Origin of the sequence: Vibrio sp. MEBiC08052, from assembly GCF_001506075.1 — a bacterium.
In the GTDB taxonomy this organism is placed as follows: Bacteria; Pseudomonadota; Gammaproteobacteria; order Enterobacterales; family Vibrionaceae; genus Vibrio.
In genome coordinates this window covers 2,090,630-2,106,092 of sequence record NZ_KQ947475.1, presented here as the reverse complement: position 1 = coordinate 2,106,092, position 15,463 = coordinate 2,090,630, and the positions used below count along the sequence as shown (strand labels likewise).

The 15,463-nt window shown below is 45.6% G+C and carries 8 protein-coding genes; 7 read left to right on the top strand and 1 reads right to left on the bottom strand.

Annotated elements, in window-relative coordinates:
• The 6 genes from VRK_RS20970 to VRK_RS09095 form a co-directional block, all read left to right on the top strand.
• On the top strand, positions 1-1,076 hold a 1,076-nt coding region (locus tag VRK_RS20970), incomplete at its 5' end, for a hypothetical protein (RefSeq protein WP_059121070.1).
• A complete protein-coding gene (locus VRK_RS09120) occupies positions 1,073-1,522 on the top strand; it encodes a DUF1240 domain-containing protein (protein WP_082671351.1) in 450 nt (149 codons plus the stop codon). The genes VRK_RS20970 and VRK_RS09120, both read left to right, overlap by 4 nt.
• 186 nt (positions 1,523-1,708) lie before the next feature.
• On the top strand, positions 1,709-1,975 hold the full coding sequence (locus VRK_RS09115) for a hypothetical protein (protein WP_059121068.1): 267 nt from the start codon (positions 1,709-1,711) through the stop codon (positions 1,973-1,975).
• Between the two features lie 384 nt (positions 1,976-2,359).
• Complete coding sequence (locus VRK_RS09105) at positions 2,360-3,181, top strand: restriction endonuclease (RefSeq protein WP_082671350.1); 822 nt, start codon at positions 2,360-2,362, stop codon at positions 3,179-3,181.
• A 123-nt stretch (positions 3,182-3,304) separates the two neighbouring features.
• Positions 3,305-4,291, top strand: coding sequence for a hypothetical protein (locus VRK_RS09100; protein WP_059121065.1), 987 nt, complete (start codon positions 3,305-3,307; stop codon positions 4,289-4,291).
• Between the two features lie 92 nt (positions 4,292-4,383).
• Positions 4,384-4,977 (top strand): hypothetical protein, encoded by a 594-nt coding sequence (locus VRK_RS09095; RefSeq protein WP_059121064.1) that lies wholly within the window; start codon positions 4,384-4,386, stop codon positions 4,975-4,977.
• 377 nt (positions 4,978-5,354) lie between these two features.
• Here VRK_RS09095 and VRK_RS09090 read toward each other — a convergent pair whose 3' ends face one another.
• Positions 5,355-6,677 carry an IS4 family transposase gene (locus tag VRK_RS09090; protein ID WP_059121063.1) on the bottom strand — a complete coding sequence of 441 codons (1,323 nt, stop codon included), beginning with the start codon at positions 6,675-6,677 and terminating at the stop codon, positions 5,355-5,357.
• 116 nt (positions 6,678-6,793) lie between these two features.
• Between VRK_RS09090 and VRK_RS09085 the strand changes: the two genes are divergently transcribed.
• Positions 6,794-15,427, top strand: coding sequence for a strawberry notch C-terminal domain-containing protein (locus VRK_RS09085; protein ID WP_059121062.1), 8,634 nt, complete (start codon positions 6,794-6,796; stop codon positions 15,425-15,427).
• The last annotated feature ends 36 nt before the right edge of the window (positions 15,428-15,463 follow it).

Below are 15,463 nucleotides of genomic sequence, written 5' to 3'. Positions count from 1 at the left end.
AGCAAGTCATCATCGAAGCCGGGAATGAAATCACCCTCAAAGCCGGTGGCAGCTTCGTTAAAGTTGACCCGTCAGGTGTCTCCCTCAGCGGTGCTGGGGTGAACCTGAACTCCGGCGGTAGTGCCGGGAGTGGCAGTGGGTTTAGCGGCGAGAACGTAATTCTGCCGGATCTGTCAGCCAAGGCGGCTGCCGGCGAAAAGGCTGCTTATTCTTCGAAACAAGCCACATTGACTACGGCTGATGCGGTGGTGAAAACTCAGATGCCGGATAGGGTGAAAGAAAACAGCGGCATGAATATCACCGGAGACAGCACTAATGGACCGGCGACTGCTTCAGCCGGCTCGGGAAAACCCGTAAAGGTTGACCCGGAGAATATGTACTGGCCTAACTATGACTTTATTCACCATCGGGAAATTAAGGTGGAATATACTCAGAAGGCGGTAGACCTAGCGGTGCTGTCGCTCGAAGAGGCGGAAGAGTTTGCCAATAATTTGTGGCGGGAATACAACGGCAAAGATACGCTGGACAATGGCAAGAAAGTTTGGGATGGTGCTGCCAACGCCCATGAGGCTTACCGACTGGCAAAAGGGTTGGGAGGCATGGGGGTGGTCGTGTACACCAAACCCTCCAACGGACGGGATTACGTGATTATCAAAGGGTACAAAAAGCATCTAAAAACCCTGATGAAAGGCAATCGATGGCGCGCCAATAATCCGCAGGTAGTTCAGCTCGGGCTGGGCACGAAGAACATGGCGAGAAACATGCTGCGGGTGGGGTTGGTCGTAGATATTATCTTCGCTGTTGCAATTAATGCCGTTGACTTTTTTGTTCATGATGAGAAAACTATGGAAGATTTAGTTGGTCGATCCGGTGTGGATATTGCCAAAGGGATGATAGCGACTGGGGTTGGGACAGTGATGGCTGTTATAGCCAGCTCTGTGGGCCTACCTTTGATCGCTGTTGGTTGTATTTTTGCAGCAGTAGGTTTTTTAGTTAGTGTTGGACTTGATGCAATCGATAATTCATATGGTGTATCCGATCTGGTAGTTGATAAGCTCAAGGACATTGAACAATGATGATAAGAGTTTTTGGCATATTACTTTCTGTATTGCTTTTAAGTATTACAGCTTTTATGGGCCTTTTTTCAAACCTTATATTGCCATTTCAGCCTCTTGGGGAAAGAATTCAACTATTAGCATATACAAATTATGCTGCGATAGCGGTCGCAATACCTCTTTTAGGTGGGTTCACATTAATATTGATTCATCAGCTTATTTCCCCCCAAAAAGGCATAGATGAATATGCTAAAGCATATCGAAGTATTGGGATCAAACTAGCTTGGTTTACGATTGTTGTTGCCATTTTATCTATTCTGGCACGTTTTTACCTTGGCTACAAAGTCGATCAGGCCGGATATGTGAAGTGTGTGAATGAGTCTCGTACCTCTGCTAAAAGTAGCTGGCGAGTGTATGCTAAATCAGACAGTTTATGTAAAGGTTCTTCTGGGATTTATGGGGGATAAGGGCTCTGTTTAGAATTCAATTTCCTAGATGTTGTAAATGATTAGTTGGTTTAGAGTTAGTTTTCGGTTGACATTTAATAGGGCTGTATAACTCTTTTTTGCCCCTTTCCTTGTTTCAGAGCTAATTTCTGGCTACTCACTATGCTATAAATTATCTAATGTCATTTTTGAATCGAGAAGTAAGTTATGAGTAAAAAACGGTTGTCAGAAAAAGACCTTTTAGAAGGATTAACAAGTCATACTGCTCACTCCGATGAACTCGCGGCCACAAGTGAAAAAGATTGGGGGTCTTATCCTGAAGAGTCGGATAAGGCGGATAGCGATTTTCTAGTTGAACGATATGATTTTTTTGACTCTTCCCGAATTGAATTTGAGGAAGATGAACAAGACCGAGAACTAATTAAGCAAAGAGAAAATTCCCCAGAAATTGACGTTGATATTGATGATCTGTGAACCAGCATGTTTGTGTTTCGGAATTAATCGCCAGAATCAAAAATATCCAGAGACGTGCCAGAACGATTACTGCTAGCACACTTATGCCCCGTTTTTGTTTACGAAATATCAGATTCACACAATTCCTTTTATCAATATCCAAACTTAGCAATGACTATGATCTCGTATAGTTGCATAATAATAATCAATGTCGTCTTTTTAGCTGTTAACCAAGACATTGTCGGCATTTTGTTACGACGAATTTTCGAAAATTATTTTTCCATAGAAAAATCATGGATTTGAAGGTTGGTTGAAAAACTAAAACTGAGATTAGGCGGACAATGTCACATGGACACTTTCTACCTAAGAACTGTTATGCTCTCGAAATATAATTAGGTTTTCAGTGTGATTTTAGATTATTCAAAATACATGAAGCATAAAGGTTCATATGGTATGAACTCTCCTCGTGAGATTAACCGGGAGCTTTTTTATAGTCATAGAGGGATATGCCCATTTTGTAACAAAGGTGGTGAATCCATACATTCTCATGCATTGGTTGATTGCGATACTCTTCCTGGAGCGAATTGGCATAAAGTTGAAAAAGTTTGGGAGTGTTCTTGTGGGTGGTGGGAATACTACTTTTATAGCTATATTAACGGCGAGCGTAGTTGGGGGATGAAAGATTGGGAGCTAACTGTTAACAGCGGAATGTTAAGAGAATTTGAGATTGGCTCATGCTCTATTCCCATCGAAATATTAAGGAACTATATTCAAAAGAATAAAAATAAAATCTACGATATTCACCATAAAAAAATGGAAGAATTAGTAGGTTCTATTTTTAGGGAACACTTCAATTGTGAAGCTAGTGTTGTTGGAAAGTCTAGCGATGGTGGAGTAGATCTTGTTTTACTCGAATCGAATAAACCAACAATTGTGCAAGTGAAAAGAAGAACAAGACCAGATAAGACTGAGTCGGTCAAAGAAATTAGAGATTTACTTGGGGCTACGTTGCTACAAGGTAGTAAGAGCTCTATATTTGTAACGACAGCGGATCACTTTTCGTCTGATGCAATTAATACTAGAAATAAGGCGCTTACAAAAAATCTAGTTGAAAGTTTCGAGCTGTACGATTTCGGTCGTTTTTGCGGCCTTCTAGATCTACATAAGAAGGATGAAGTAAAGCGATGGGTTAAAATGCTTCAGTTGCCGTCAAACACAAAAGCATAACAAAAACATTAAATTGACGCCTAATACTCGGCATTTTGGGTATGGAGTTCGGCGCGTTTGGTAGGCTAGTCGTGGCGCAACTTATGTTCGGCGTTATGAAGATCGAATAATTACAGGTAGCATATGGAAGTTGTAGATAGTGAATCTTTATTAGATGCAATAGGTAAATATTGCGACGATTTAGAGTATCAGGTGGGAAACAAGCATAGAATAGGGGCACTTCTGTCTTTAAAAGATGTATGTAGTTATTACGAAAGCAAGCATTTCTTAAGCGATCTTGAAGAGTCTGGTTATCCTAAAACCCCTGTAACAATAAGTAGCTTTTTTGGGCATGTTAAGACTGTGTGTGAGCAGTCATTGATGTTTTTTATTTGTTCTGAAATATCTAATTCTGTACAGGCTCGACCTATAGCAGGCTTGTTAACTCAGATACTTAACGAAGGGCATTATGGTAAAAAAATTCTTATTCAAGAAGAACCGTATACATTATCTAGAGATTCGCTTTCAGATTCTCTCGATTGTTTGAATGACTTATTTGTCAATAGATATGATCAGACGGTCGGATCACATATTCTAGATTTTCAAGTCAGCATATTCTCAGCGTTTGAATATTGGATTACGAAAATATCAGAAAACTATGGGAATGAAATGACTGAAAAATATACATTGAGTAGGTTAAGGAAATATAGAAAGTATCTTGACGAATATGAAAAAGCTTCAAGCGAGGAAGAAAAAAATAAACACCTTTCAAGGTTGAGATCGGTTCCCGGAAATTTTATATCTTTTCCTGATAAATTTAATTTTGTAATAAATAAAGCAAGCGAAAAAAATTATCCTCGTGACTTAAGAATCGATAAAGATATAGTTGATTTCATCAGATCGGCTAGAAACACGGTGCATAATGGTGGAGTGCACAAAGGTAATGACATAGAGTTGGTCCATAAAGAAGTAACTCATAAATTAATCAAAAATAAACCTACGTTCCACGAGGATTATAACGATTTGATTGATTTGTGTGCAAGCCTTGTAGACATCTATGAATCAATCATTACAGTGCTAAAAAATGATCTTGATAAGAAATCGCTTAGAGACTTATCGACGGAAGTGTAGTTGTATGCATAACAAGCCACTCCACGCGGAAATTTTATTCGCTGCGCTCCCAAAATTCCGGTGAGTGGGGCGTTAAATGGCAAGAGGCAGTAATGATCGTGACAAAATTTAAGTCCGAAAGGTCAGACGATAGAGAATTAAAATTAATGTCAGCGCAAATGGATGTCATTAGATCTGGTTTCAGATCTTTGATTTATGCAAGGCAAATTAGTGAGCTAAAAAATAGTAATAACTATTTTTGGGTATCAACTTGCAACGCGCATTATGGTCATTTCATTGAGTCTTGGGCTAAATGCTTTGGAAACTACAGTGAGGACACACACTGGAAAAAACTATTTGTTAATCGAGATAGCTTTCGAAAAGAAATGTTCAAGGAGCTTGATACTTATGAGGGTAAGTTTGTTGCTTACCTTAAGGAGATACTTGCTTTAAGAAATGAGTTCTTTTCACATACAGATTTGTCGAAGGACTTAATTTCTTTAAACTTTCCAAAGCTTGATATGGCTTTGGACTCGTTTATGTTCCTCTACAAGGTTTTACAAAGACGTTTGTTAACTGCTGAGAGTTTGGTTGTAGACCGCGGACCACTTGATTTTAAAGTGTGGATGTCAAACCTAGAAGAAGAGGCTGCTAAAGTAATTACGGTCGCTTATGACGCTAGTAAAAACATAGATGAGTACCAGTAAAAAGCCATTTAACAAACGTTCAAGTAATCAACATACTTTTCTAATCCGACTATACGCTATAGAGCATTAGGTCTAAAACGTTAATGTCCACTTTTTGCATATCAGACACTGCGATCAGCGGTGCCTGATTACGTTTTGGAATACTAAAACTTATCGTTAGGGGAGAAATCAGCCCGTCATCGTAAATTGGAAATGTCCAGAAGTGTGTTACATACTTCTACTATATGACCGCAAAATTGAGCTGTATTGTGATGATATGATGATTATCAGTAATCCAGAAACTCAGATTTGATTCCCAACGCAAACCAAGTCAAAATTTCTCCATCGTGCAAAGCCTCGTCTGAAAAGACGGGGCTTTTTTATTTAATGCCGCTCGCTTAACAGCGAGCGACTCTTTTCTTATAGGGATAACGAGGGACTTTGTAGAGTACCTGTCTTGGTATCGGTTTGCGTTTTCTCTTCTCTGGTAAGATGAACCGTTTGCCATTCTCTCTCAGGTTTTGAAGTTTCTTTGGTACCGTCCCTGGTGTACGGCCAGAACACCATAAAAACTCATCTTGTATCAGTCTTAGCGCATTGATAAAGCTAATTCTGAGTGGTTCCACACCGTAATACTCTGCCATCCTTTTCATTTCTAAGCGGACAAGATTGTAAGAGATAAAAACTCCCCAGAGCTCTTGATAAATCCCTTCCGCTTTCTGACTTCTAAGAACAGTGGTGTTGTCCAGTTGATTCTGTTTCAGCTCACCGTAGCTTTGCTCAATTTCCCAGCGTTCCCAGTATACTTTGACCATCTCCTTCAATGGATAGGTTTCTGGGCATTCCATTGATGTGATGAAGCCTTTGATTTCTCCTTTTGGCTCAGGAATGAGTACCAAGCGAGCTTGCCAGTTTTGTCCCAGATGAGGATATTCTTTTTGAGCTTGAGGAGAGACCGGCATTTTGATGAGTTTGTCATAGGGAGAGTACTCCTCCAGAACCTCATATCTGAACTTACTCTTGATTGGTGTCAGCCAATGGATATTCTTGCCAGCTCCGCGCCATGATTGGAAAAGCTCCGCTGATAAGAAACCACGATCAAAAAGAGTGAGTGAGTTATCTGGCGCAGAGCCAACAAGTTGCTGAGCGTAAGATATTTCACTATTGGTTATCGGGCCAAAAGCCACATCGGATACCAAATGAGTTCGGGTAGACGTTAATGTGACGGCTAATACAGAAGGGAATGTGGATGTGGCACTTCTATAGCCAAATTGTTGATTATCTTTTGTTTCAGGCACCCTGAATTGAGTTCCGTCTACACTCAAAACCTTCAGCCCACAAACTGAGGTCGCGGTATCTTCTTTTTCCCACTCAGTCGCGGTGGTATGGAATAAGTAACGTAATGGTTCAAAACCGATACGCTGCCTTGCTTTCACAATACTGCTAGTCGCAAGAGGGGGAAGTTCCCCCTTTGAATCAGGAAAGGCCAGTTCAAGCTTATCGCAGACGTCGCTGATAGAGCGGTTTCTCATTAGCCCAATCCCCAACACCAGCCAAACGGCTTGTTCCGCAGGAAATCTTCGTTTTCTAACCGCAGCACGGCCAGTTTGCTTTACTGCTTCAGAAATCCATTCAATAGGAATATTTTTCTGAAATGAATCGATTGATTCAGGGTAATGAAATTCAGCTGCGATTTGTAACTCGCGAGAAAATTCAGACATAAAAAACGGCCTCAGAAATTACTCTGAGACCGATTATGAGGCCACCCTAGGATCATTCAAGTTTTCTTAAACGATCGGCATTAGGCTTTTTTATTGCCTTTTTTCGGAGATTAGCCATGCAGGATAAGCAATTACTCGGTGAAAACCCTGATGCAACAGTCAATGCCAGAACCGATATGACTGATGATTATCAACTGTCGGAAGGATTTGATAAACGTTTTGCAGCGTTGCGTCAGAGACGGCAACCGGCCAAAGACTATGATGTTTCACTCGGTGATATGACAAAGGCTGTCGGGACTGGAGCGCTTGGTATGGTGGCCGGAATGGGCGAGCTATCAGAGCAGGTGTTTGGTGTTGGGGAAAGTGTTCGTGATCTGGCTCAGTCGGGTTCTGATTATCTTATTAATTCCATGACCGATGATGGAAAAGCAGCCCTCAGTGGTGAGCTGTTCTCAGAAAATGATGGTTCTCTGGGTGTCGGGAAAAACATCGGGGATATTGATGTCTGGGCAATGAAATTCGCTCAGGGTGTGGGCTCTATGGCCGGAATGATGATCCCCGGTGGCGCTGCCGGGCAAGCGGCAAGAATGACTATTGGACGGGCTGTAGCAAGTTCAATGTTAAAACGAGGCGCTTCCCGTGCGGTTGCTCTGGAAACAGCCAAGAAAACCGTGGAAAAAATCGCTGGTGGCGCAGCCGTCGGAGCCGGATTTGCAGGCTCTCATGGCGGTGCAATGCTTGAGGGGCGTGAGCAGGTGATGCACATGGACGCGAACTGGCTGTCATCGAACTCTGAATATTTTCAGAATTCATTGCGCCGTATTGTCAATGACCCCGCCAATGAAAGCATGGATCCTACAGATATGGTCAATCTTGCTAAAGAAGAGACGGCCAATTACGTTAGCCGAACCATTGCAGGCGACCCTGCTGCAATTGCCTCGTCTGTTGCCGGAGCATTGGGAGATCGGCTGTTATTCGGCGCAGTGACCGGTCATGCAGCCAAAGGTGTGCTTAAAGGCGCATTCAAGGGGAGCGTGACGGAAGGCGTTACCGAAGGCATTGAGAATGCCGGACAAACTTATGCCACCAATACTGCAATGAATACGGTGACCGGAACGGAGCGTGACCCATGGGTCGGAGCATTACAGAGCGCTGCCGAAGGCGCTGCTGTAGGAATGGGGATCGGCGCTGTATCGGGCGGGATTGGCGGCCTCAGAGGCAAAAATAGCCATACGAAAGAAGCGTCACCTGCTGACAGTGATGCCTTAGTGCAAGAGCCGTCTTCGACACAGGATGAGTCTCAGTCGCATACCGAAGATGTTGATATATCCGAGAATGAAAGACAACCGGATGTGCCTGAGTCTCACTCAAAGACTATGCAGGACTCGTTTGTTCAGGGGATAGGGGAGAGTCGGGAGCAGTTAAAAGAGAAAGGCGTATTAAGTGCCGCTGACCGGCGTGAGACGATGTATCTTGCCAGAGCATATAATCCGGAACGTGCCGCGCAGATTGAGAAAGAATTATCTGACCCGGATGTATATAACGATCCGGATTATTCAGTTGCACTCGCTGATGAGTATCAGCAGTTAGCCCGAAGTGCGAAAAATCTGGACGTTGATCCGCTGGCGACCGCCGTTGATCGGCATGTGACTAATCATAAACGTGATTTAAAAACTCGCAATCAACAGCTAAAAGAGAGTAGTGAAATTGCGAAGCCTCAGAGCCCACAGTCTGAGTTCTCAAATCAGCAGGCTGGATATGACCAGATCCGTGAGCAGGTTGTCTCTCAACTTCTTTCAGAAGATCAGAATAATCAGGCGTTGATTGATCGACTGACTCAGATCCGGTACGACAAAATCCACAATGATGCCCCGGTTGAGCGTGGACAGCCGCATCGGCCCCAGCCCTACATAGACAAAGGCGCGGTATTTAATAAGAAAAAGTCTCAGGCCGCCATTGACGATAAGGCGATTCAGGCCAGAGAAGCCGCATTGCATTTTCAGGCTGAAAATGAACGTTCTCAACGACCCCAACTCACGCCTAATCCCAACTGGACCGGTGATATTGATGGTTCATCTGTAACCCGCACCTATCAAAGAGATCAGGCGAATACTGCTGCTCGGGATCAACAGGCTAGACAGGATGAAACCGATCTGAAAAAAGACCAGATCCGGAATCGAATGGGGCGCGATACGTCAGGCCGGTTCCAGCAGTTCAACAATGATGCAGAGCGCATTCAATCGGATATGCCAACAAAGAGTGAAGTTCAGGACATGAAACATCAGGCCACTGAACGGCAGTTAGAACGTTCGTTCTCCGGTAACAAAATTACCGGTATGAGCAAACGCCTTCGACGTCGGATCCAACGCTCAAAAGGATTTGATACCGAAGCGGTTTTGAATGAGTTTCGCAACCACGAAAAGCGTCTTCAGGCATATCAGGAAGAAGCTCGACAACAGGCAGAGCGTGAAGCCAGTGATCCCGAAAATATTCGGCGGAGACAATCGGCACAGGCACTATTTGAAGAGAAAATTACTTCTCCGGAGGCGAAACAGTTCAAAGAAAACCTGATTCAAGAAGCGATTCGTCGCGTAAACGCCAGTCTTGATAATACTGCCGGAACAGTTCTTGAAATAGACAGTCGGTCGAAGTCACTGCCCGAAGTGAAAAAGCAGCTTACGAATAGTGTTCGTTCGCTGGCAAATCAGTTTATCGGTAAAACGGCGGTACTGAATGAAAAGTTACGTGCAAAATCCGCAGAAAATGAATCCCGGTCGTCGTCTGATGCAGAGTCTGCCCCGGCTGAACATGATATCACCAGTTTGGAGGCAGTAATCCCGGAGAGCTCCCCCGTAGCTGCAAATCAACCTGAAACGGAAGTTCGGGAAGACGAATATGACACGCTTTCAAAAGCCAAAGCACTGATAGAAAAAACACTTCAATCAAACAGAGAAAGTACGGGGAAAGCCTCACTAAAAGGTATCCGTACCGTTTATCGAAATGAAGGGATTATGGCCAAAGCGTTGAATGAGCGGGTTAAAAAACACGGGTATAACAATCTCAGTGACTTTGAGCGAAAAATAAAAGCAGCATCCGAAGGGAAGGAACCATCTGAACCTGAAGTTCAATCCCAACAGGCCTCTTCGCAACCGGAAAAACAATCAGAGGAAGAGTCGCAGCCGGAAGTCAGTGAAAATATTCGGCTTCTTGAGGCCATGCAGACCCGGATTCAATCCGGGTTTAAACCGTCCAATAATCTCGCGCTGAAGCGAGCAGGCAAAGACATCTATCAGCTGGGCAGCATCAGTGATGTGACGCCGCTGATGATGAAAAAACTGCAAGAAGCCTACGAAACAGCGCAAATCAATCAACGGCGTCTGAAGGTAAACAGCGCACTTGAGCGGGATAGTTCCCCTCAATCGGTCGAGACCATTTTCAACCAACTGGCTGAGGATTATCAGGCCCAACCGAAACTGAATATCAGAACCGCGCACAGCTCCAACCTACAGGCATACAGCACCCCGGCTCCCCTGTCGTTTTTGGGGAATATCGTAGCCGGGGTTGATGCAGATACCACGGTATTAGAGCCAACGGCTGGGAATGGTCTGTTGTTGATGACTTCTGCACCGGAGAATACCTTTGCAAATGAACTGGATCCGGTCCGGGCAGAATCACTCACATGGAGTGGGTTTGACGTGACCACACTCGATGCGACCGGCGATCCGCTCACCCATGGAATGGTGACAGAGACAGTAGACCGGGTGATCGCCAATCCGCCATTTGGGAAAATAAGAGGCGAAAAAGGTGAACCAGAAAAGTTTTCTTTTGAAGACAGATTCGGCAATATAATCCAGTTGGGCGAGCTGGATCATGTGATTGCCAGAAATGCATTACAGGCGATGAAATCTGACGGTAAAGCGTATCTTATCCTTGGCACCAGTAAAGTCGTCGGTAAGCTCTCCGTCAATCAACGGATTTTTCTCAACTGGCTGCATCAGAACTACCATGTGCGCGACTACACGGAAATTGACGGGAAGCTCTATGAGAAACAGGGAGCCGGATGGCCGGTGATGCTCATCAGCATCGATGGCAGAGCCAAAACACCGACCGGACAGTTTGCTCCGACAAAATCACGGATAACAAGACATCAGACATGGGACTCTCTTTATGAGCACTACCGGAAACAGGGGTTACTGGGTACCCAATCATCCCGATATGGACGAAGAACTACAGATCCTGCTCACGTGTCGGGTAAGCGGAGAGCGCGAGCTGTCTTACGAATTGATGCTCAGCGAACTCAGCGAGGCGCTGCCGCTCATCATCGAGGAGGCAACGAAAGAAGATCAAAGGGAAGCGGTCATTCTGCTGGACACACCGCCGGGGATCGGTCCGCACGCGCCGCACGAGATGTCCGACTGGATACTGGAAGGCTCATCCATCGGGCTGCTGGAGAGGTTCTGGGATCTAGAGAATTATCCACAGAAAACAGTGCCGACCCTGCCGGACGAGCTGAAAAGGACGCAGGATCTGATAGAAGTCATCAGCCTGCTCAACCTTTAGACGAAAATGAGATTAAATCAGCCCCGGACAGCAAGCGGGCGAATGCCTTCCAGTCGGTTTACCGGTCTAAATCGGGCGGTCTGAATGACAGCGTATTAACCCCGGCCAACATTGAATACTACACCTCAGAGGCGCTGTCAGATTTAGAAGCGCGTCATGGCAATATCGATACTTATGTCATGGACAAGCTCGGATATCCCTCGATATCTGAGTTGCACGATGCGTTTATGGGACTGCAAACCGATGCTGTCGGACTGGCCGTTTCTGCGATTGAAAATAATAAGGCAATTATTATCGGCGACCAGACCGGTGTCGGCAAAGGCCGTCAGGCTGCCGGCATCCTTCGTTATGCGATGAATGCCGGTAAGACGCCCATCTTCATTACACAAAAAGATAATCTGTTTACCGATATGGTTGACGACCTTGCTGATATCGGTGTGAGGCAGTTTACCCCACTGATTATGAACCGTGGAGTCGGCATTAAGCAGGTAATCTCTCCCGGAACCCCGCAGGAAAAAACAGTATTCAGGCACCGGAACAGCGGTAAGACACTCAAAAAATATTTTTCTGAAATGAATGAGACCGGTCGGTTACCTGACGGTTTTGATGCGCTATTTGCCACATATGATCAAATCAGTACAGACCAGAGCGGTATAAAAAAATCGGCTCTGAATGCCTTGGCTAAAAATGCCATTCTGGTGATGGATGAAGCGCATTCAGCCGCTTCCGGAGAAAAGGCAAAGTCAAATCGTGGGCTTTTCTTTAATCAATATGTGGGAAAAGTGGCCGGTCTGACGTATCTGTCTGCCACCTATGCGAAACGACCAGAAAATATGGCCCTGTACCGACGGACTGATTTAGGGGTTGCGGCGGGGGGCGATGATGTGACCGGAGCGATTGAAACCGGTGGCCTCGGGATGCAGAACTATATTGCCGCTAAACTGGCACAGGCCGGACATTATATTCGTCGAGAGCGCAGCTTTGATGGCATTGAAATCAAAGATGAAATCATCAACTCAGGCGGTGATATCGAAAAAGCCTTTGATACGACTACGGCGGCTCTGCGGGGGTTACAGCGTTTGTCCCGAGCATGGGACGATTATGTGCAAGAGGAGCTTGCTGAAAGTATTGCGGCGGAGCACGGGCTGGATACGATGACCAGCGGCAATAAAGCGGATAAAAATATCAATGTCAATTCGTTCAGTTCGGTGGTGCATAACTATATTGCGCAGTTAACGTTAGGTCTGAAAGCTGATGCGATTGCTGAATTGGCTATTGCATCATCCGGGCGTGGTGAAAAGCCAGTGATTGCTCTGGAAAGTACATTGGGATCGGCATTAAAGAACTATATGGCAGATAATAATCTGAGTGATGGAGATTCGCTGGGGTCACTGTCTTATGCTGATTATCTGGGCAGAACACTGGAAAACGTGCTGGCATACCGGGTGAAAGTGCCGGGCGAGACGGATTCAGAGAAATTTACCGTATCGATTGATGACATAGATAGTCCATTACTGAAACACCTGTATGAGCAGGCCAGAGCCGCTATTGCTAAAATTGCGCACTATCATATTCCCGCCTCTCCGATTGATCATATCAGACACCAGCTTGAGCAGGCAGGGATGAGGGTTGCAGAAATCACCGGTCGCAAACGGATGGTAGATTATGATTCTAGGAAAATAATTCCGAGAGCAACAGCAGAAGCGAATGACCGACGGGGACAGGTCGATAAATTTAATACCGGAATGCTGGATGTACTGATTTTAAATCAGGCGGGTTCGACAGGGTTGTCTATTCACAGTCGCGCCGATTATCCGGATACCCGTCAACGATTTATGATTGTGGCTCAGCCGAGTCTCAATATTGATACCTATATGCAGATGCTGGGGCGTGTCAACCGAACCGGACAGGTCAATGTACCGAAGTATGCGAATGCATGGCTGGATTTACCCAGTGAAAAACGTCCGGCAGCGGTATTGGCCGGGAAAATGGCCAGTCTGAATGCCAACACCTCCGGCTCAACTGAATCTGCGACCTCTGTGAAGTCCTTTGATTTACTCAACCCATACGGGGATGCGGTTGTGATTCAGTATGTTAAAGAAAATCTGAAAGCACTGGGTGAATATGGCGATGATTTTGTCAAGGTGAGTGAGGCAGATCATCCTGCGAACTATTTTCTGGGCAAACTTGCCGTATTGCCGGTTGCGCTCCAGCGGGATGTTCTGGCTGAGCTGGATACCCTGTATGCAGAAAAAATCAATTATCTCAATGCCACCGGTCAGAACTATCTGAATATGACTGAGATCGATTTACAGGCTGAGCCGGTCGAGCAGACGCAACTGGTCGCAGGCGATCCGAAGCGCGGCGTATTCTCCGAGCCGGTTTATCTCACCCGGATCAGAGCGAAGATGCAAGGGAAAGCGCCGCACTGGGATGAAGTGCAGGAGCGGCTTAGTCAGAGTAGTGAGGCTACGTTCAAATCACTGGCGCATCAGGTGAAAGTTCAGGCCAATGAATTTTACGATCAGATGCAAGGCAAAGTGGAGTCTCTGAATCAGTTGATTGAAACTCACCGTGCCAAAGGAAAATCGGTGAAATCACTTGTGTCTGAAAAAAATGAGATGACCTCTGCACTCGCGGCTTACAAACACCGCATCGGGAGTTATGAGCGTTGGGTATCAGGGGCATATGGTCAGTTTGTTCGGGTTAAATTTAATCCTGAAGAGACAGATAGTCCGTCTGTGATGGGGGTGGTGGTCGGTGTGAATCATGCCAGTCAGTCCGGCGATCCTATGGCTCCGTCAAAAACCAGAATTGAAGTGATGGTTGCTGATCAGACCCGGCATATTTCGTTTACATACCGACATATTCACGATGGGACGCTGACCCAAGCCGGTAATGAGATGGATGAAAGCCAGATGCAGATGATCTTTGACCATCAGGCATCTTTACCGTCCGTTGAAAACCGTTATGTCATGACGGGCAATTTAATCATGGCAAAAGATCAAACCATCAAAGCGGGGCAGATCGTTCCGTTTACAGCACATGATGGTCGTGTGATTCAGGGGATGTTATTACCTCGCAGTTTTGAGCCGAAGACACATATTAAGGCGACTGTGGATGCTACAGCGGAGCAGTCCCTTGAGTGGCTGATGAATACCCGCGATAACGAACTGGCATCATTAGGGCTTTCGACCAAACAGCATGATGCGCTTTTACGTCGGGATTCACGCAGCGCTGAAGCAAAGTATGTGCTGCAAATGCCTAAATCAGTCAGCAGAGGGAAACGTTTTTGGGGGAACCCGGAGATTGAAGCCATTATCGGAGAGCAGGCAGTCAGCGGCAGTGGGATATTGAGTGTCGAGGTTGAACCCTCAAAACTGTCAGCATTGGTGAATGCATTTGAAAAGATTGCCCCTCTTCGGCCCATCAATAAAGCTCAGATTGACGATTTTATTCGTCTGAATCAGCTAGAGCAGCCGAAAACCAGTTCGTCAGAGATTGTTTTCAGCAAGGCAAGTATCGCAATGCAAAGACCGGGCAAAGGCATGTCTCTGAAATCGGCAGAACTAGTGGTCAGTCAGTGGCTAAAAGCCTATCAAGGCGGGGCCGGTGTGAAAGTGACCGTGGTTCCGACACAGGCAGCGGCAGAGAAAATTGCGGGAATGAACTTCGGCCAACGTGTGATTCATTCATTTTATCGCCGGGACAGCCGTGAAGTTGTCGTAATTGCTGAAAATCTTGAGAGTGCAAAACAGCTTCGCCAGAAACTGCGTCATGAAATACTGGTGCATCACAGTCTGAAGACGGTTGTGGGGGCTACTGAATATCAGACCATCCTCCGGCGTGTCAGGCAGGGCCGGAACTCTCCGTATCTGAAGGCGTTGTGGGAGAGCGTTGACCGGAACTATCGAGGCCAGAGTGACAGTGATTTGGTTGAAGAGGTGCTGGCACGCGCCGCTGAAATCGACAGAAACAAAATCCGGCAGTGGTGGGACCGGGTGGTGGAAGCCATTGCTCACGCCCTGAGAAAAGTCGGGCTGATGAAAGCATCGGATGTCACTGTTGCTGAGCTGAACAATATTGTCCAGATGCTGGCGGACCGGGCCAGAATGGCAAATAACTCATATCTGAAAGCTGCGGACAGCAGGATATCAACATCACCTGATATTCAGTTCTCTATCACCTGATATTCAGTTCTCTATCACCTGATATTCAGTTCTCTC